General features: G+C 69.9%; 14 protein-coding genes and 1 pseudogene. 4 read left to right on the top strand and 11 right to left on the bottom strand.

The genetic code is table 11. The features are described 5' to 3' along the window. Nucleotides 1-65 precede the first annotated feature (65 nt). The 6 genes from ACZ7CD_RS20190 to ACZ7CD_RS20215 all read right to left on the bottom strand — a co-directional run bounded on the left by ACZ7CD_RS20190 (nt 66) and on the right by ACZ7CD_RS20215 (nt 4,637). The gene (locus ACZ7CD_RS20190) at nt 66-962 is read right to left on the bottom strand and encodes a phosphotransferase (RefSeq protein WP_470379464.1); all 897 of its coding nucleotides are present in this window, start codon (nt 960-962) and stop codon (nt 66-68) included. Next, nucleotides 955-1,710 (bottom strand): HAD family hydrolase, encoded by a 756-nt coding sequence (locus ACZ7CD_RS20195; RefSeq protein WP_470379465.1) that lies wholly within the window; start codon nt 1,708-1,710, stop codon nt 955-957. The genes ACZ7CD_RS20190 and ACZ7CD_RS20195 overlap by 8 nt, the downstream gene beginning before the upstream one ends. A 5-nt stretch (nt 1,711-1,715) precedes the next feature. Continuing rightward, the gene (locus ACZ7CD_RS20200; protein WP_470379466.1) at nt 1,716-2,141 is read right to left on the bottom strand and encodes a PPOX class F420-dependent oxidoreductase; all 426 of its coding nucleotides are present in this window, start codon (nt 2,139-2,141) and stop codon (nt 1,716-1,718) included. A gap of 440 nt (nt 2,142-2,581) precedes the next feature. Continuing rightward, the gene (locus tag ACZ7CD_RS20205; protein WP_470379467.1) at nt 2,582-3,427 is read right to left on the bottom strand and encodes a Scr1 family TA system antitoxin-like transcriptional regulator; all 846 of its coding nucleotides are present in this window, start codon (nt 3,425-3,427) and stop codon (nt 2,582-2,584) included. Between the two features lie 6 nt (nt 3,428-3,433). Then, nucleotides 3,434-4,084, bottom strand: coding sequence for a hypothetical protein (locus ACZ7CD_RS20210; RefSeq protein ID WP_470379468.1), 651 nt, complete (start codon nt 4,082-4,084; stop codon nt 3,434-3,436). Continuing rightward, nucleotides 4,014-4,637 (bottom strand): HC3 family zinc finger protein, encoded by a 624-nt coding sequence (locus ACZ7CD_RS20215; protein WP_470379469.1) that lies wholly within the window; start codon nt 4,635-4,637, stop codon nt 4,014-4,016. Before ACZ7CD_RS20215 ends, ACZ7CD_RS20210 begins: the two co-directional genes overlap by 71 nt. Here ACZ7CD_RS20215 and ACZ7CD_RS20220 point away from each other — a divergent pair. From ACZ7CD_RS20220 to ACZ7CD_RS20230, 3 genes are all read left to right on the top strand, one after another. Next, a complete protein-coding gene (locus tag ACZ7CD_RS20220) occupies nt 4,571-5,854 on the top strand; it encodes a helix-turn-helix domain-containing protein (protein WP_470379470.1) in 1,284 nt (427 codons plus the stop codon). The genes ACZ7CD_RS20215 and ACZ7CD_RS20220 overlap by 67 nt on opposite strands. Next, nucleotides 5,842-6,342 carry an NUDIX hydrolase gene (locus ACZ7CD_RS20225; RefSeq protein WP_360393340.1) on the top strand — a complete coding sequence of 167 codons (501 nt, stop codon included), beginning with the start codon at nt 5,842-5,844 and terminating at the stop codon, nt 6,340-6,342. The genes ACZ7CD_RS20220 and ACZ7CD_RS20225 overlap by 13 nt, the downstream gene beginning before the upstream one ends. A gap of 235 nt (nt 6,343-6,577) precedes the next feature. Next, nucleotides 6,578-8,311: a glycoside hydrolase family 99-like domain-containing protein gene (locus ACZ7CD_RS20230; RefSeq protein WP_470379471.1), complete on the top strand. Its 1,734-nt coding sequence runs from the start codon at nt 6,578-6,580 to the stop codon at nt 8,309-8,311. Nucleotides 8,312-8,320: 9 nt separating this feature from the next. Here ACZ7CD_RS20230 and ACZ7CD_RS20235 read toward each other — a convergent pair whose 3' ends face one another. From ACZ7CD_RS20235 to ACZ7CD_RS20255, 5 genes are read right to left on the bottom strand one after another with little or no spacing between them, the layout of a single operon-like run. Continuing rightward, nucleotides 8,321-9,787 carry a hypothetical protein gene (locus tag ACZ7CD_RS20235; RefSeq protein WP_470379472.1) on the bottom strand — a complete coding sequence of 489 codons (1,467 nt, stop codon included), beginning with the start codon at nt 9,785-9,787 and terminating at the stop codon, nt 8,321-8,323. After that, complete coding sequence (locus ACZ7CD_RS20240; RefSeq protein ID WP_470379473.1) at nt 9,784-13,371, bottom strand: S8 family serine peptidase; 3,588 nt, start codon at nt 13,369-13,371, stop codon at nt 9,784-9,786. The genes ACZ7CD_RS20235 and ACZ7CD_RS20240 overlap by 4 nt, the downstream gene beginning before the upstream one ends. A gap of 26 nt (nt 13,372-13,397) precedes the next feature. Then, nucleotides 13,398-15,497, bottom strand: a complete 2,100-nt coding sequence (locus ACZ7CD_RS20245) for a hypothetical protein (protein ID WP_470379474.1) — start codon at nt 15,495-15,497, stop codon at nt 13,398-13,400. 32 nt (nt 15,498-15,529) lie between these two features. Beyond that, complete coding sequence (locus tag ACZ7CD_RS20250) at nt 15,530-17,611, bottom strand: papain-like cysteine protease family protein (protein WP_470379475.1); 2,082 nt, start codon at nt 17,609-17,611, stop codon at nt 15,530-15,532. A 5-nt stretch (nt 17,612-17,616) separates the two neighbouring features. Then, nucleotides 17,617-18,225, bottom strand: coding sequence for a hypothetical protein (locus ACZ7CD_RS20255; protein WP_360393324.1), 609 nt, complete (start codon nt 18,223-18,225; stop codon nt 17,617-17,619). A gap of 321 nt (nt 18,226-18,546) precedes the next feature. On the opposite strand from ACZ7CD_RS20255, the pseudogene ACZ7CD_RS20260 reads away from it, so the two are divergent. Then, nucleotides 18,547-19,070 (top strand): annotated as a pseudogene (locus ACZ7CD_RS20260) (hypothetical protein); the annotation flags it as partial.

Consider the following 19,070-nt stretch of genomic DNA (forward strand, 5'->3'; position numbering starts at 1 on the left):
GTCTACAGCTCCAATTTGCGGCTGACCTCTGGACGCCCTGGCAGAGCACGAAGCAATTCCCGAGCTCACAAGAACGGGGTCCACCCGAGCCTGGAAGCTCCGGTGCGGATCGTCTCGATGCGGTTGACGACCTCGGCCAAGGTTGCGGGGCTCTGATGGGCGTTCTGCGCAAGCCATGCGATCAGCTCGATCTCAAGCGCATCCGCCAGCACCTCGCATCCCTCCCAGTCCTTCACGTCGAATCCGTATCCGCCGACGAAACCCCGATATTCGGCTGCGGTGTGCCACCCGAGTCGGTGGTGGTACAAGGCCACGGGCATGAGATCCAACTCCCGTGGTCCTACAGCCAAGGTGTCGAGATCTCCCAGAACAGGTGCTCCACGGTGGTCCAGGAAGACGTTCCACACGTTCGCGTCGCCGTGCACGACGCCTTGAGGGAGGGCGAACGAGAGGTTCTCGTACCTGGCCGCCAGGTCGTTCAGGAGGCCGTTGACGAACAACAGGTCCTCTTCGCTCAGTGCTTTCGCGCGATCGAGGCAGGTGCGTGCACGACGAAACGGGTCGGCGACTGGAAGATCAAGTTCCGGAGGTGCTTCCAGGGCGTGGAGATCGCGCAGCAAACCGGCCAGGTCAGCAGGGCTGCCACGGCCGACCTCCGTGCTCACTGATTCCCAGAACGTGACGACGTGCCCGTCCAGGAAAAGGGGTTGGTCGACATCGAGCGCCCGAACAGCCGGAACGGACATCCGCGCGAGCCACCGGGCCGATCGCACTTCCCGGTCCGCCTGGGCCACGCGGGCACTGCCGCGGCTGATCCGTGCTACGACAGAACGTGATCGCAGCCAGAACACAGCGTTTTCGCCGAGACGTATGAGCTCCGCGTCGCCGGAGTCCAGGTCGATTGTCGAACAAGCCGCCTTCAACACGCCCTGAGCCTGCTGAGCGTCGAACGGGTCATCCATCACAGGTAGCCACCTCGGCACCGATCACTCCGGATCGGACTCCTGCTGCCACGGTCGCGCGGTGTGATGGCGATCGATCGGGGCACAGCCCGAGAGCAGTTGCGAGCTGACGGAGATCGGTCAAGCCCCCGGCGCCGTCATTGGACCTGTTCAGCCACACACCGTGCAGGCCTGCGGAGTCCGCGGCCTGGGCATCGCTGAGCTTCTTGTCGCCGACGTAGGCGACGACGGCAGGGAGATGCCCCATCTCCGCGCATGCGCTCTGAAAGATCCGAGGATGAGGTTTCGACACGCCGGCGGTGTCCACTCCGACGATGCAATCAAACCGCGCAAGCAGTCCGGTGCGGCGAAGTTTGACTCTGGTGTACACGGAGTCGCTGTTGGTCACGATGCCCAACGGAATGTCCCCCAGTGCCGCCAACCCGTCGAGCACATCAGGAAACAGGGTCAGCGACGCTTCGTAGTGCCGGCGATAGCCCAAGAACCAGTCGTACGGATCGTCCAGCGGGGACAGTTCCAGCCAATCGATCATCGCGGCCGCAAGGGCGGTCGCCTGCCCGACGTAGTCGATCAGGCCAGCGAGATAGCGATCGAAGTAGTAGCCCTGCAACTCACCGAACCTCGCTACCGCGGCGGCGAGATCGCAGGCCACGGCCAAAGACCGCAGGTAAGCGGTGATTCCGTCGCGTTCAGCTTTCCCGTAGTCGATCAGGGTGTCGTCTACGTCGAACAACACGGCTTCGATCATGAGACTTACCGCCGCACGAATATCTTGGAGGGCTCCACCCGCACCACTACCCGCTCCTCGCCGCGCTGCGATGCCCAAGGCTTGCCGCAGTAGGCGAGCGACAGTTCGTCGATCAGTTCCATCGCGCCGTCGGGCGTGATCGTGACCGTGCCCTGCACGTGAACGTAGCTACGTGGGCTTTCGGGATCAAACGCCATCACGCTCACCCTCGGGTTCGCTCGCAGGTGGCGGATCTTCACCCGGTTGCTGGCCGCGGAGAACAGCAACCGACCGTTGTCGTACTTGATCCAGACAGGGCTGGACTGCGGGTACCCGGCTGGACTGACGGTGCTGATCGTTGCAATGATCGGCGCTCGGAAGAGGCGTTCCATCTCGTCAGGCTGCAAAGAGGCGGCATCGAGCTCTCCGACCCCGTACGACGGTCTGGACATCGAACCTCCTGAACCAAGATGTGTCGTCTGCTGCAGCGAACTGTTCGTCCGATACAGGCAGCCACGATGTGTTCGACTTCCGAGTCGGCCGGCGTGCGAGCTCACCGGTCCGACGAGCGCAATTCGCCTCCTGGAATCACAGCGGTTACAGGATTCTCTGTTGGGTGTGGACAGTGAACCAAGCGACCCAAGACGTGTCCAGAACTCATTCCAACTCTCGGAACACCTTCTTGAACAAGTCGAGTCCCGCCACAAGCTGTCAGTACCCGCAGGTCCGTCGTGTCGTTCATGCGTGTCGGGCGCGGCTAGAAGTTCCTCACAGATTGGTCAACTGTGGTGACTCAACGTTCATGGCCATCGACATTCACGAGGCGTCCCTCGGTCTGGCCACCTGTGCGATCCGCCACGACCGGCCAGGCACGCCGGGTCGAGTGAGTCACTTAGCTGGACAGCTCAGCCGTTGCCTCGGCGATGAGTTCCACCGACTCGCCCTCGTTCAGCGCCCGCGTGCTGAGAGCTTCGAAGTGCCGAGCGCACTTCTCCGTCAAGCCCACGTCCTCGACGTACTCGCCCTTGATGAACGACTCGAAGTACGCGACGTCGCTGTGCTGGCGGTGCGGAAAGCTGAGCAACGTGAACGACCCGCCCGTCACCGGGCAGGCACCCGCAGCGCGCGGCACGACCTTGATCGAGACGGTCTCCAGCTCGCTCAGCTCCATCAGGTGCAGCAGCTGCGCCTTCATCACTCGCGGACCGCCAACGATCGTCCGCAGCACAGCCTCCGGGAACACCGCCCGGACGACGATCGGATTCCTGTCGCCGAGCCGTTGCGCCCAGGCTTGCCTGATCACGGCGTGCCTCCCACCACGGACAGGGTCGTCGGCATCCACCACGATGTGCGCGTAGTCGGGAATCTGGAGCAGCGAGGGCACGGCATCCGGCGCGAACACACCCAGCCTCGTGGCCTCACCGACCAGCGCCGGAAGATCCTCGACTGGGTCGAACAGCACGACATCGTCGGTGACCGCGCGGACCAGGTTGGCATGCTGTGCCTGCTTGGCGACGGTCTGCCACTCCAGGGCCGGCACCTGGTAGACGTAGCCGAGCGCCATGATGTCCAGGATCGCAGACGGCTGGATGGCGTTCTCCATCATCGAAAGCTTGGCGCTGCTGAAACCCACCAAGCGACCGGCCTCGGTCAGGCTGAGCTGCCGTGCATCGCGCCACGCGGCGAGTTTCCGCCCGATAGCGCGTTCGAGCGCCGTGGCCCGGAAGTCCTTTGGCATCGCGGTCTATTCCAGACCTGCCGCAATGCCCAGCTCCTCGAACGAGACGAAGCTGCAGTCCCGGAGCAGGCGGAACGAGGACGCCGCGACCATCCAGCTGGTGGCCGGATCGCCATAGAGAAGATGCCCCATCCCGGCCGGCTTGAGACCGAAGACCCCCTGCGTGTACAGGGTTCCTCTCACTCCCATGACGTTGAACTCCCGCACTCGGACCGCGACAGCACCACGTCGGAGCGCTGGACACCGCTGCATCGCGACCGGGACACACCGGGCACAGATCGGAGGCTCTACCGAGGCCATGTCCTCCGGCCAGTTCGGACTGTCTCCTCGGAAGTCCCGCATCAGCCACAGGACGCCCTCCGCGGTGCGGTCAGCCGGTTCGGCGCACACCTGGCACAGCAGGTTGTTGATCGCCTGTCGCTGCCGCGCCGGGTGCACCCGCGCGAACTCCGGCACACCCACACCGTGCCGCTCCGCGACCCGGTTCCACAGCACGCCGTGCGCGTCCCGATCTCCCGGAAGCTCGTTGGCGTAGCCCACTCCGCGCCCGTCCGCACGCACCAGCAACGTGCAGTGCAGATCATGCTCAGCCGACCACGACGTCACATACGGCGCGAGGACGCGGCTGAGTTCGGCGGTTCCGACTTCGGTCGTCATCACCCTGTTCTTTCGTTTTCGGCATGTCCAACCCCTGCTCGTCCGACGCGCAGCCCGATCCGCAAAGCTCGGAACGTTGAGGCCGTCCGGTCGTCTTGCGCCATTCGCTGTCGCACTTGGGGCACTCCGGCCACAGCCAGTCCGGGTACTTCGGCGGCTCGACCTCCGGGACGACCAGCTGCTCGCCGCACGGTGATTCGATCCGGCTCCCCGGCAACACGAAGCAGCGCGGAACGGCGTGACGCGCTCCGCGGTACGGAAACCAGCGGAACGGCTCCGGCGGTGTGAAGCCGCTCGGATTCATCGACGGGTCCACGATTGCCTGCGCTGACACGGTCATCCCCTCCTTCCGGTTGCCAATCGGTGAGTGAGATCGACTAAACGGCGAAACCAGGGCCGCTGACCACGTCGCAAACGCCGCGCCGGTGCCACACGTACGCAACACACAGGCGGCTGAACAGCCATAACGTGGGCTGACCCGATCGAGTGAAAGCAGAACTCTCGTTTGAGCAACCGCCATTCGCCGAAACTGGCGCGATACGCTGGCGGCCATCGACTGACACTCGGGAGCATCAATTGGCCAGGTGGCGAAGTGCGTTCGCGCAGCGCCGGGAGGCCATGGGCTTCACCCAGGAGGGATTGGCCAAGCTCTTGGGGGTCGACCGGGTGACGGTCGGCAGGTGGGATCGACTGGAGAACCCACCGGATGCGTTCATCCAGCCTCGGCTGGCCGCCGCACTGGAAGTCACCACCGCTGAGCTCATCGAACTCCTGCACCCGGAACAGAAGCCGCTCCGGGTCGTCGAGGTCCCGCAGAAGACGCGGCAGTCAGGGCCTGACTCCGTGCACCGCATCCAGGGCGCCGCGCTGGCGTTCCAAGAGACGGATCGGAGGCTAGGCGGGGGCGTCCTGCTTCCCTCTGTCGAGCTCTACCTCAGCCGGGAGATCGCACCGCTCCTGCTCGACGCGCACAGCGGTACCGCTGCGGCGGGAATCTTCTCCGCCGCGGCCTCCATGACGGAGATCGCGGGCTGGATGACCCACGACAGTGGGCAGAACTCCCGCGCTCGTGCCTACTTCGAGCGCGCGTTCCGCTTGGCCGTCGCCGCCGAGAACAACGCGCTGGCCGGCAATGCCTGCGCCTCGATGTCGCATCTCGCCATCGAGCTGGGACAGCACACCGACGCCCTGCGAATCGCGACCACTGGAATCACCAAGACGAGCCAGGCAGACGGAACGCTCCGGCTCACCGCGCGACTGCATGCGATGCGCGCCAGAGCACTCGCCCTCACCGGAGAGAATCAGGCCTGCGCCGAGTCACTCGACACCGCTGAGTCTTTGCTCGACCAGGCGACGAACGAGAAGCCGGCCGACTGGATCGCGAACTTCGACGAGGCGTCGCTCGCCAGCGAGGCGGCCCAGTGCTTCCTCGCCCTCGCCGAGTACGCCGAAGCGGAGCAGCGCGCGACCACCGCCATCCAGCTCCGCACCGGCGACCGCGTCCGCAGCCGGGCATTCGGCCAGCTCACGATGGCGAACATCCTGATCGGCGCCGGCCGGCTCGACGAAGCCGCCGCGTTCGGCAACGAGGTCTGCAAGGTGACGGCCTCGCTCAGCTCGACCCGCGTCCTTGATCAGCTCAACGCCTTGGGGCGTACCTTGGCGTCGGCGCGCAGCGTTCCCGAGGTGGCGCACTTCCTGGCCACCCTGGGCGCGCTCAGCCAGGTATCCGACGCCAAGGAAGGTCAAACTGCGACGTGGCCGGTCTGACTGACGACGACGCCCGGTTCGCCTATCTCGCCGAGGGCAACGCGAAGCAAGCTCGCAAGCGCGTCGCCGCGGACGTGCTCCTCCGAGACCAGCGCGGGCGCATTGTGCTGGTGAACCCGACCTACAAGGAGCACTGGGACCTACCCGGTGGGATGGCCGAGGACAATGAGCCTCCACGCGCCGCCGCGGTCCGTGAGGTCGGCGAAGAGCTGGGCCTGTCGATTCAGCCGGGCCAGGTGCTCCTGCTCGACTGGATCGGCCCGCACGGACCCTGGGATGACCAACTGCTCTTCATCTTCGACGGCGGCGTGCTGGTGAAAGACGAGGTGGAGCAGCTCGCGCCGCGCGATCCCGAGATCAGCGAAGTCGCCGCAGTGCCGTTCCAGGAGGCGTGCCAGCTGCTCCGCGCCGATATGGCGAAACGGCTCGAACGCGCACTCCACGCACTGGAACACAGCTCGACCGACTACTCGGAGAGCCCTCAGTGAAGTATTGACTGACTACAGCCGTTCGCCGAGCAACCGATCGAACCGAGCCACAGGTTCCCGTCGAGCGTGCTTCTACCTAGCACGTCAAGCACCAGTTCACAGCGCCACCCGGGACACACCCCGATAGGCACCCAGCCTCGCCCACCAGCAAGAACACCGGCACCGAGCCGCCCCCGACCTCGGATCACACTTCCGATAAGGACAGTTTCGCGCCGTCGTCCTGCATCATGGCACCGTGCGGTTTCTCGTCTCGTTGCTGGCAGTCGCCGTCCTGGCGGCCTCGCTGCTGTTGACGATCTCCAACGACCCGCCGACGGTCGCGGTCGCGAGTGGCAGTCCGGAGAGCAAGGTGACCGACCCGGTGCCCTTGCTGGAGTTGGCGACGCCGCACGAGCAGGGGCTGTTCTGGACGTTGTCGCAGGCTGAGGCCAAGACGGCGGCCGAAGTGCACGGCATGCAGGTGCAGGCGGATGCGCGGGTGGGGTACCTGCGGCGGCAGGCGTTCGAGGGGTCGACGCCGTTGTACCGGCTGCGCAAGCAGGGGCGGATCGCGTACATGCTCACGTCGTCCGCGGCTGAGCGGGACCAGTTGACCTCCGGGGACGACCCGTTGTTCCGGTACGAGGGGGTGATTGGGCACGTGTCCGTGTCGCCGCAGCCGGGGACCGAGGTGCTCTACCGGGTGCACAAGGAGGGGGCGGCCGACTCGTGGCGGCCGGCGTTGGCGTCGCGGTTGGGGGCCATGCGGGCGCTCGGGTACGACCAGGTCGACGGGCCCCTGGGGTACGTGTACCCGCGGTGGATCCGGGCTGGGGCGATCTACTTCGGCGCGTTCGACGCGCAGGGCAACCGGGCCATGATGGACCGCATCGGGCGGTACTACGGCAAGGAGTTCGAGAACGACTGGTGGGGTGGTGTCCGGCACGCGCGGGACGGCAACCCGAAGGCGGTGCGGCACTGGCCGGATGAGGACTTCTCGCACCTCAAGCCGTCGATCGGGTACTACGACGACTCGAAGCCGGAGACGCTGGAGCGGCACATCAAGCAGGCCACGGGGGCGGGGCTCGACCACTTCGCGTTCTACTGGTACTGGAACCCCGGTGCGGCCGACGAGCAGTACGCGGCGGGGTTGCGGGCGTTCCTGGCCGCGCGGAACCGGGGTGACATGAAGTTCACGGTGCTGCCGTGCATCCACCCGTGGCGCGGTGGTGCCGGTGGGACGTTGCGGATGCCGTCCGAGCAGATCGACAGGGCCGCGGAGATCCTCGTCGACGACTACCTCAGCCAGCCGAACATCCTGCGCGCCAACGACGGGCGGCCGATGTTGCAGCTCTGCGACGTGCGGGGCATCGGCAAGGTCAACGACCGGCCGGAGAACGACAAGAGCGACGAGATCGACGACGCGGCGGTGCGGCGGTTCACCGACGCGATCCGGACGCGGGCCAGGGCCACGCTCGGTGAGGAGGTCATGATCACGATGACCACTGACAACGGGTTCCCGGGGCCGCAGCACGGGGTCGACGGCAGCTACTGCCCCGGGCGGTTCACCGGCTCGTACGAGCAGTACGTGGCCGGGGAGCGCGAGTGGTTCGGCACCATCCCCGGTGCCGTGGTCCGGTGCGCCACGTCGGACTTCGACGAACGGCCGCGGATCGGCATCAGCACGCAGGACCCGGTGACGTCCAGTGACAGCCCTGAGGAGGCCAAGGCCAAGCTGCACGCGGCCTTCCGCTGGTACGAGGACCAGTCGCCGGAGGGTTTCCGCAGGGTGCTGGGCGCCGTCCGGGACGACATCGACGCGTCCGCGCGGTCGTCGGCCGTGGACAACTTCGTGCTGTTGTACGCCTGGAACGAGTGGCACGAGGGTGGCGTCATCGAGCCGAACGAGCGCGACGGGTGCCGGTACCTCGACATCGTCCGGTCCGAGCTGCGGCTCAGGAACGGCACCGGGTGCGTCGCCGTGCCGTGAGGCCGGGCGTCACCCCCTGGCCAGCTCACCGAGCCGCGCGAGGAGCTTCGTGAGCCCGGTCGGCGCCTCCGGCAACGACTCGGTGCTCGTGTGCAGCTCCACCCTGCCGTCCGGGTAGGCCAGCGCGGTCACCACGACGTCGTCTGCGCCCAGCCGGCGTGATGCCTGGCCCAGCACGCCGCCGCAGGTGGCGAACACGGTCAGCACCAGGTCGCCGAACGGCTGGTCGGGGAAGCGGGGCAGCACGAGGCTCGTCGGGCGGCCGTACTCGGCGTCGAACGCGGAGGAGAGCAGGCCGCCGGACACGTAGGGCGCGGTGAAGTTGAGGACGCCCTGCACGCGGTCGCCGGCGCGGGTCGAGGCCGGCACCGGGCGGCCCGCGGCGTCCACCGGGACGATCGCGAGCACGTAGCCGACGCACCACGACTCGGGTTTGACCATCGTGATCCACCCGCTGGTGCTGTCGAGCCGGCCGGAGGCGGGGACGACCGGCCAGCGCGGCGGGGTGAAGGCGACCTCGGCCTTCCACTCCACGCCGACGGTGTCCGGGTGCTGGGTCACGACGGCGGTGGTGACCCGCCCGCCGCCGGGCCCGAAGACCGCAGAGGACGGTGCCTGGCCGGTGGAGGGACGCAGCGTGACGGTGAAGGACGCCACGAGCTGGCTGCCCACCACGACCACGGTCGGGGAGACGGTCTGCTGCGGGTCGACCTGGCGGACGTCGGCCGCGCCGCGGCCGGCCAGCAGCGTGCCCAGCGGGGTGTCGAGCGTGTGGTGTTCGACCCCGGGGTACCAGTCGTCGGGGTTGGCGGTCGGGATCACCGCCGTGGCGCGGACCGTGCCGGGGATCGTGCGGGCCACGCCCTGCTCCAGCGCGGTGCGCCAGGCCAGCACGCCGAGCTCGGTGAGCTCGACGGCGATCGTCGCGGCACCGGCCAGCGGTGAGGCGGTGATGATCGCGGGCGCTGCGGCGACCCCCGCGGGCAGCTCCAGGTCGACGGTGAGGCCCTGCAGCACGGCGGGCAGCACCGTGAACGGCGCGCGGCGGGTCTCCGGCAGCGGCAGGGTGTCCCGCCACGTCCAGCGCTCCCGTGCGACCCGTTCCACGTACGGCCTGCCCACGTACGCGCTCACCGAGATCACTGCGGAACCGCCGGTCGTGACGACGGCGCCGTCGGGGCGGACCTCGCGGCGCACGGTCAGGGCGAAGTCGGTGAGGGCGAGCGAGGTCGGGGTGAACCACAGGACGTCGAGCGTCTCGTCGGGGCACACCACGAACCCCGGATCGTGGTCGAACGGCGGCAGGTCGACGATCTCCTGCTCGACGTCCTGGTAGAGCGGGTACAGCAGGCGTTGCGGCACCTCCTCCGGTGTCCACCGGGGGATGACGCCGTAGTCGTCCGGCTCGTGCAGCAGTTCCGGCTGCTCGACGGGGTAGGAGTCGATCAGGTCGAGGGCGAGGACGCGTTCCTTCACGGCTGCTCCTTCGAGGTGGTGGTGGAGAACGGCAGGAACACCCACTCCAGGTCGGCGCCGCGCACCCCGAGCACGACCGGGTGGCTGATGTCCATCGCGGCGAGCGCGGCGCCCAGGTCCTCGGAGCGGACCAGCAGCTCACGGCTGCGGGCACCGGCGGTGACGCGCACGCCGGTGACGGTTCCGCCGTGGTAGCGGACCTCGGTGATGCGACCGGTGACCTGCAGGGGCAGGTGACCGGCGAGGTCGGGTGCGGCGCCGGTGACGACGACACCGGCGCGGGCGCGGCGGGCGAACGCGGTGCCGTCGGCGTCGGCGCCGACCACGTCGAACGGCACGTCGAGCACCGCCGGTCCGCCGGGCAGGTCGACGACGTGACCGAACGCGGGCACCGACGCGGCACGGGCCGCCGCCTCCGGGTTGCCCCTCTCCCGGTCGCGGTGCGCACGCGACGGCCGCACCCGCAGCACGAGCGGGCGTCCGGCCTCCGGGTCGGGTGTGCGCGCCAACCGGGTGGGCGGCAACGAGACCTGCCGCAGCGACGAGCCGGGCGCGGCACTCACGCGCAGCAACCGCCGGCCCGGCGCGACCTCCGGTGTCTCGACGGTCAGGCCCACACCGCCGCGGACCCACGCGATCGGCTCGCCCACGACCGGCTCGCCCGCGACCGGCTCGGCGAACGCCGCCCGGACCGTCCACGTGCCGGGCACCTCGCCCGCGCGGTCCACGACCAGCTCGGTGCGGTCGGCGTGCTCCACCACCCGCGTGCCCGGACCCGGTGCGGCGGCGGGCTCTCCCGGTCGCTGCACGGAGATCGCGGTCGTGCGCGCCGGGAACACGAGCACCAGCGTGCTGTCCGCCGCGACCACGCCGAAGCTGACCGCGACACCCTCGTCGGCGGGCACCCGCGTGAGCAGGACCTGTTGCAGCCCCGCGGACTCCACCGCGGTGTCGCGCAGCACCGCGCCCAGTCCCGGTGCGTGGTCGGCGAGCCGGTAGCGCACGCGGGTGCCGGCGCCGACCGCGGTGGCGAGCCGGGCCAGCAGGTCCGGGTCGTCGGACACCACGTGCACGTCGGCCCGTCCGGCCAGGGCCCGCACCGAGTCCACTCCGGACTCGGTGATCGGCGTGCCGGCGGGCAACCCCAGCAGTGCCACCGCGTCCACCGCGTCCACACCGTCCACGTGCTCGCGGACGGCCGCGGCGGCACCGGCCAGGCCCATCGCCTCCTCCGCCACCAGGTGCAACCGCGCTCCGGTCGCCGCCAGGACGCTCGCGGAGGTGTCCGTGGCCTCCCGCCACCGGCCGGGTGCGGCCTCCGGTTCGGCGGCCGAGCCCTCCGCCCACCACGCGGCCTCGTCGGGGGTGAGCTCGGGAACGGGAGCTCCGCTCGCGATGCCCGCGACCACGGTGGTGCCGGACGCGGTGTGGTCGACCTCGGCGTTCGTGATCACGAGCGCGAAGTCCTGCCCCGGCCGCTCGAACCCGCCGGTGAGCGCGTCGGTCGTGAGCGTCAGCGCGGTCACCGTGACCTCCAGCGCGCGCACTTCGCCTGCGGGGAGGTAGATGCACTGCAGGTTGTCCGCGCCCTCCTCGCGCAGCACGGCACCGGTCGGCGTGGCACCGGTCAGCGCGCTGTCGGCCATCGTCCAGCCGCCGCGGAACCGGTCAGCTCCACCACGCCACGTGCGTCCGCCGTCCTCCCTGGCGCGCAACGCCAGCCGGTTGACCACCGGGCTCGCCGACGCCGTGCCGCTGCCGACCGCGCCCGGCGGGTCCGTCCAGGCCAGGGTGATCTTCACCGGCCGCCCCGGGTCGGCCGCGCGGACCTGGAACCGGCGGGTTTCCCCTTGTCCGGTCAGGAGGTCGGCCTGGTCGAACGCGAGGCGCGCCACAGCTGGGTCAAGCAGCTCGCGCAACGACAACCGGCCCCAGCCCTGCTGGTTGTTGGGAACCGGGCCACCGGTGTCGATCGGCTCGGCGCCGTTGACGACGAGCGCGCGCAGCATCGCCGGCGACGGGTTCACACCACCGTGCCAGCGCCGCCACCACTGGGCGAGCAACGCGCACGCCCCGGCCGTTTTCGGGCTGGCGCCGGAGGACCCGCCGCCCCACGTGATCAGGTCGCTGACGTAGTCGACCTCGCCGGGGAACACGCCGTGCGCGGCGGAGGCGGTCCACTCCCCCGGTGCGACGACGTGCGGGCGGATCCGCCCGTCACCGCAGTTGCCGTGGCTGGACGGGTACGAGCCGGTGTAGACGTCGCGGACGTCGTCGCTGTCGGGGCCGCCGACGTCGGGCCGGTAGTTCTCGGAGTTGCCGGTGACGATGACGTTCTTCGCCGCCTTGGGCCGGGTCAGCCCGGACCGGCCGTTGTTGCCGGAGGAGAAGCACACGGTCAGCGGGACGCCGTCCGCGGCGCGGACCATGCTGTCGTACAACGCTTCTTCCGAGCCGTAGTCCATCGGGTCGGCGAGCTTGCGGCCCCAGGAGTTGTTCTGGATCGCGATCGACCGGCCCGCCTGCGCGGTGGTCTCGCCGCACAGCTCACGGCCGGGGCGGCCGAAGTCCTGCGACAGCACCGTCGCCGCCGGTGCCGTGCCGAGCCCGTAGCTGAACCCGGCACCGTCGCGTTCGGTCCGGTACGCCCCGGCCGCGTGACCCGCGACCATGGTGGCGTGCCAGTCCTTGCGGCCACCGGCGAGGTCCTCGGCCCGACCGGTGAACGCGGGGTGGCCGACGTCGACACCGCCGTCGACGATGCCGATCACCGCACCGGAGCCGTCGACGTGGTGCGCGGTCAGCCACTCGTCGTAGGAACCGTGCGGCCGCCCGGCGAGGTCGAGCTGCCCGGCCACGACGAGCCCGGCGACCTCGTCCTCCTGCTCGGCGTCGCCGAACGACTCCACCGACAGCACCACCGGCAGCGCCAGCAGCCGGTCCAGCCCTTCGGCGCCGACACGGGCGCGGACCCGCACGCGTTGCTCGTCGAGCACGTCGTTGCCCGCACCGGGCACCAGCTCCACGACGGCGCCGACCGCGGCGACCACCCGTGCGCGTTCCCGCGGGGCGGCGGCGAGCACCACGACCGCGTCCTCGCCGTCCTCGGCGAGCAGCGGCGGTGCGGTCTTGAGCGCGCCGGTCAGCTCGGTCACCGACCGGATCGCCGGGTCGCCCTCGCTGGTGCGCACCGCCTCGGGCAGCGCGGCGAGGTCGCTGCGCCGTCCCCGCACGAGGTAGCTGTTCTCCGGCTGGTAGCCCAGCAGCACGACACCGCGGTCGCGGACCTCGGCCAGCCACCGCGGGTCCGGTGGTGCGACGAACTCGACGTAGGCGGCGACGTCGGGCTCGTCCTCCGGCGCGGGGCGGCCCAGCGCCTGCCGGATCGACCGGCGCGCGGCCGAGACGGCGGTGCGGTTCGCCCTGGCCGGCAACCGGAGACCGCCCGTGCCGACGTGGTCGCCGTCCTGCGGCCGGTCGGCCGCGGTGGCCACCTCGACCACCGCGGCACCGTTGCCGTAGGAGTGCACGAGCCGTTCGCCGGGCTGTGGTGCGTGTGCGGGCACCAGATAGGTGTGCGGCATCGTGCCCTCCTCCGTGGCCAGCCGGATCAGACGGTGAGCGTCGTCCGGATGGTGTCGACGTACTCGCCGCTGCCGTCGAGGCGGACCTCGACGTCGCGGCTCTCCTTCTCGAACGCGCTCCAGTCGTCCGACGGGCGCAGCCGCACCTGCCGTGACGTGCCGTCGGCCAGCCGCACCCACAGCGAGGTGCCGCCGCGGCCGTACTCGACGCCGACGGTCCAGCCGCGGATCAGCTCACCGGGACGACCGGGCGCCGCCGGGCGGCCCGACTCCGGCCGGGGCTTCTCCGGGCGCGGCTGCTCCGGTCGCGGCCGCTTCATGCCCTCCGGCCGACGGGCGGGCAACGGCCTGGGCCTGTGCGGTTTCGTCTCCTGGTCGGGGCGCTTCGGCGTGAGGTCCACGACGATCGGCCTGGCCTGACCGCGCACCAGGGCGAGCGCGACGTCACCGGCCTCCGGCAGCTGGGTCTCGCTGGTGACCAGCCGGACCGCGCCGGTGGTGAGGTCAGCGAGGATGAACACCGCGGTGTCGGACGGCGGGATCACCGTCTCCGGTGCCCGCCGGATGCGGCCGCCGATCTGGCCGAACGCGCTGAACTTCGCGACACCCGGCCGGCCCTGCAGGTCGAGCGGGTAGGCGAAGTTGACCGGTGTCGCGGTGTCGAGGCGGGCCGAGTCGCGCAGCGGCGCGCTCAGGTGCGGCCCCTCGTAGCTGACGTTGAGGACCAGGAAGTCCTCCGCCGGTGTGGCCGGGTTGAGGACGATGCGCCCGTTCTCGGTGACGAACAGGTAGATCTCGGTGCGCCCGACCGACGCGGAGGCCTTGATGACCATCTGGTCACCGCCCTCGCCGACGGTGCGCCGCTGCACGTCCTTGACGATCGGCCACCGCGGTGTCGCGAAGTTGAGCTGCGTGACGCAGTTGACGACGACGTCGCTGGGCCGGGTGCTGACCACGGTGTAGCGCTCGGTGCCGCCCTCCTTGCCGAACACCGGTGCCCGCGGGATGGAGCCCTCGCTGTAGCTCAGCGACACCGAGGCGCTCTCCAGCTGCTCGTCCGCGTCGACCAGGACGACCGAGTCGAACGCCTGCTGTGCGGGCACGTTCGTCAGGCACGCCGGGTCCAGGCCGCTGAACAGGGCCGCCAGCGAGATGTCCATGGTCTGGGTGAGCCAGGTGGTGCCGCGGAACTCGATGCGCTGGGTGAAGTCGATCGCCTCGGACTGCTGCTTCCACTTGAGCGCGAAGCCGGCGCCACCGAAGAACCCGCCGCCGTGCTCGGCCTGGGCGGGCGCCACCTCCGGCATCGGCGCGAAGATCTGCTCGAACAGGATCTTCTGCGCCTGCTGGGAGAACGTCTTCACCATCTCCTGGCGCAGCGCCTCCAGGTCCGGCGGCAGGCCCTGGTTGAAGAACACGACCTCGACGGTGCCGTTGCGGGTCAGCTCGTCCCACGCGGACTCGATCTTGGCGCTGCCGCCGAAGAAGAACCCGTTGTAGCTCACGTCGAGCGCGGCCGAGAAGTGCTCGAACATGCGGCGCCCGTGCACCCGCACCTCGGCGCCGATGTCGGGCATCCGGCGCAGGTACTCGTAGCTGATCGTGATGTCGCCGTTGATCCCGGTGCCGGTGCGGATGCCCTGCGCCCACTCCAGCGCGCCGACCTCGGTCAGGTTCGCCATGAACGACAGCGACCCGCCGGGCGTGCCGACGTCGCGCTCGTTGTGGGCCTGGTCGGAGGCACCCGCGATGGTGGGCAGGTTGAGCCGCGCCTTGCCCTTCTGCGTGGTGAGCGGGTGGAACCGGACCAGGTTCGGGTCGGCGATGCCCTGGGCCGCGACGAGCGCCTTGGCCTGGTCGATCGTCGCCGCGTCCATCGTCGGCGTGGTGTTGACGGCGATCGTCGCCGCACCGCTGGCGATCTTGATGCTGCCGTCGGGCTGCTGCGTGGTGTAGGTGGTGACCGCGACCCCGGGCTTGCCCCGGTCGTCGAGCATCAGCCGCGGCTGTCTGGCGACGTAGAGCACCAGGTTGGGCTGGTCGCAGTTGTAGAGCGTGTAGTTGCCCGCCGTGCCGAGCGCTCCGGACAGGCTGACCGGGACGCTCTCGGTGAGGAAGGTTGCCATGGTCGTTTCTCCTCGTGTCGGATGCCTGGCGATCAGCCGTGCACCAGCGCGGTCTCGGCTCCGGAGCCGAACTCGCGGTCGAACCGGGTGAAGGTGATGTGCTCGGCGGTGCCCGCGAACGGCGGCCACGGGTCGTTGACCCGCACCGAGGTCCCCTCCGGGGTGCCGTCGCCGTCGATCCCGCAGACGACGACGCCCCGGTGCGGCGCGTCCGGCCGGACCGCCCAGACCGGGCCCCACTCCCGCAGCAGCGCCGCCCAGTCGCGCGGGGACAGGCCGGTCACGCGTTCCTCGGCCAGCCGCCACGTGCCGACGGCCGCGCGGATGCGCTGCCACGGGTAGGAGGTGTCGAGGTCGAGGCCGGCGTCGGCCGCGACCTGTGCGGGGGTGATGGCCCTGTGCTCGCGGGCTTCGACCAGCGCCGCCAGTGCCGCCGCCCAGCCGGACGTGGTGGTCGGCTGCGGCACCAGCGCCACGGGCACGGTCACCGAGAGGGGCCGGCCTGCCTCGGCGTCCGGTGGGAGTTGCCTGCGCACCAGCGGTGTGCCGAGCGGCCGGTCGGACACCTCGTCGCCGGCCTCGGCGCCGGTGAGGACGCGCAGTGATCCGTTCTGCACCAGCAGCAGCACGACACCGGCGTCGGCCGGGAGCTCGCGAGAACCCTGGACGAGCTGTCCGCCCACGGAACCGGCGACGATCAACGTGCAGAAGGTGTGCCGGTCTCCGGTCGCCGGATAGTGGACCGTCACCACGCCGTCCGGTGCGAGGGTGGCCGACCAGACGGTGTTGCCGCACTTGGCGGTCAGGCTGACCACGTCGTCCGCACGCCCGGCGGGCCGGTCGTCGTCGAAGACCGCCAGGAAGATCTCCTGCTTCACCAGCCACTGCTCCGGGCGCACGTGGACGTGCGGTGATCCGGGCTCGGTGGTCTCGTGCACCGACACCACGGGCAGGTGCGGCGCGCTGAAGACGATCTGGGTGCGGTGCTCGACGGTGAGCTGCGCGGGGTGCTCGGTCGTGACCGTGGTCGTGCGGGTGCCGCCGGCCCTGTCGAAGGTCAGCACCGCCGGTGGCCGCAGGTCGCCGAAGTCCAGCGACACCGACACCGACGCCACGAGCTCGCACGGCTGAACGGTCACCTGCACGGGCACCGACACCGCGGCATCTACATCGCGCAGCACGCTGGAGCCCAGTCGGGCCAGCAACTCCGCGACGCCCACCACCGTCGTCCCGGTGAGCCAGGTCAGCCCGCCGACCGTGACGCTCAACGGCAGGTCCGGCACGTCGGCGGCCCGTTTCCAGCGCAGCACGCAGATCGGCGGGCCGGTGGTGGCCTCCTGCCGGACGGCGAACATCAGGTCGAACAGGTTCTCCCTGATCTGGTCGACGAGGGCGTCCCTGGCGGCGAGCAGATCGCCCGCCGGTGAGCCGCTGAACGTGACCTCGACCGCGCCGGTGCGCACGAGCTCGGCCCACGCCGCCCGGATCTCCCCGGTGGTGCCGGAGATCTCGCCGTCCTCCGCTCTGGTGAGCACCGCCGCCAGTCCGTTGTAGACCTTGCGGCCGTGCAACCGGACGACGGACGTGGCCGGTGGCATCAGCCGCGGGTACGAACAGGTCAGGGTGATCGTTCCGGCCACCGGGCCCTTGTCCGTGACCGCCGCCGCCCACCGGTCGGCCTCGGCCGCGGCGAGCTCGACCTGCACCGTGGTGCCGGTCGTCGTGGTGCGGACCGCGTCGACCTCCGCGGACAGCGCGGCGTCGCGCACCGGCATCGGCACGTAACGGGGGTCCGCGCCGAGGTAACCGTCGGCGCGGATCGCCCGCGTCCAGGTGTCCTGCAACGACAGCAGCACCGCCGGGTCTTCGGTGAGGCTGCCGGAGAACTCGAAGGTGGCCGCTCCCCCGGTGGTCTGGAAACCGGTGCCCGTCCACTCCCGGTATCGGGTGACGGTGGCGATGGGCCGTCGTTGCGAGTCCACGGCGAACCGCAGCTCCGTGCGCTGGTAGAGCAGCACCTGCGGTTCCGTGCTCGCCCAGATCCGGTAGCCGCCGACGTCCCAGTGGGCGGCGTCCGCGGCGACCGCGGTCAGCGTCTGCGTCGGGGCGCTCATGACCGTCACGACCAGATCGCGTCGAAGACGGCCTGCGGCAACGCGGAGTCGTCCCGCGCGTAGGACCACCCGGCGACCGCGCCCTCCATGTCGGTGATCGCGTTCTGCATCTCCAGCACCTCGTCGTCGCTGAGGTCACCGACGACGGTGTTGACGTCACACCCGACCGCGGCGGCGACGTTGTTGGCGTAGCGCACCGGGTCGTTGCCGTCGGAGGCGGGCGCGTACCGGTTGAACGCCGCGAGGATCGACAGGTGCGCGTAACCGGGCCCGCGCAGCAGCTGCCGGATCGCGTCGTAGCCCAGGTCCCAGGACGGGAAGATCATGAAGTTGTGCCAGTTGACCTTGCCGGGGTAGGCGCCGTAGGTGGGCCCGCCGGCGGTGATGTTGCCGGGGTTGTTGTTGAGCCAGGAGAAGCTGCCATCGCCGCCCCTCATGTGCGGCTGTCCCTCCACGACCTCGTTCCCGTACACGACGAAGTTCGAGATCTCCCACCCGTGCCCGCCGTAGTCCTGCGGCGCGCTGGTCCCGAACCACTGGGACTGGGGGATGTTCTTCGTGCGGGAGACGTTGCCGTTCCAGTACCAGAGAGCGTCACCATCGTCGAGAGCCATCGCGCTCACCCACCTCCGGACTCCAGGGGTGACCACGGCCGTCAGCCGGGTCGGCACCCTGAGGCTCCGTCGGGGGTCCGCTGATACAGGTCTTGTGGTTGTTCACACTTTTGGACTAGTTGTGGCTACGCCAAGTGGTCGCGTGGTGACGCTGGTGCTTGCGGTTCCTCGACCGGGCCTGCTCCATCCGGACCAACTGCGAACCGAACGGAACCGCGTGACGCAGCGTTGCGTCATCCTTTCGAGCGAGGAAGTACCGCGTTCGGGGAGGGACGTCACGGTGCCCGTGCAGACCAGCGTGAAGACCACCGGAGGCCTGTGATGTCGAACCCCCTGGTGGTCAAGCCCGACGCCGCGCCGTCGGGGTTCATGAACGCGGGTACCGGCGACAACGGCTGGGCCACCGGCATCTCCATCGCCGAGTCGGCGATGGACACGTTCAACGGCATCAAGGACGGCAACTGGATCGAGGGTGGCCTCGGCATGGTCGGCCTGGTCGCCGACGCCGCCTCGATGGCGATCGACCCGTTCGGCACCCTGCTGTCCTCCGCGGCCTCGTTCCTGATGGAGCACATGCAGCCGTTGAAGGAGGCCCTGGACTGGCTGGCGGGCAACCCGCCGGTGATCGAGTCGTACTCGGCGACGTGGGGCAAGGTCGCCGAGGAGGTCGGCAAGGTCGCGGCGGAGTACAAGTCCGCGGTCGACGGCACTTCTGCCTGGACGGGTCCCGCTGCGGATGCCTACCGTGCTGCGGCGGGTGGTCAGCTGGACGCGTTGTCGGGTGCCGCTTCGGCCGCTGGGTCCGTGGGGACCGTTGTCGGCGTGATGGGCATGGTCGTCGGGTT

It is taken from the genome of Lentzea sp. NPDC036949, from assembly GCF_055608075.1.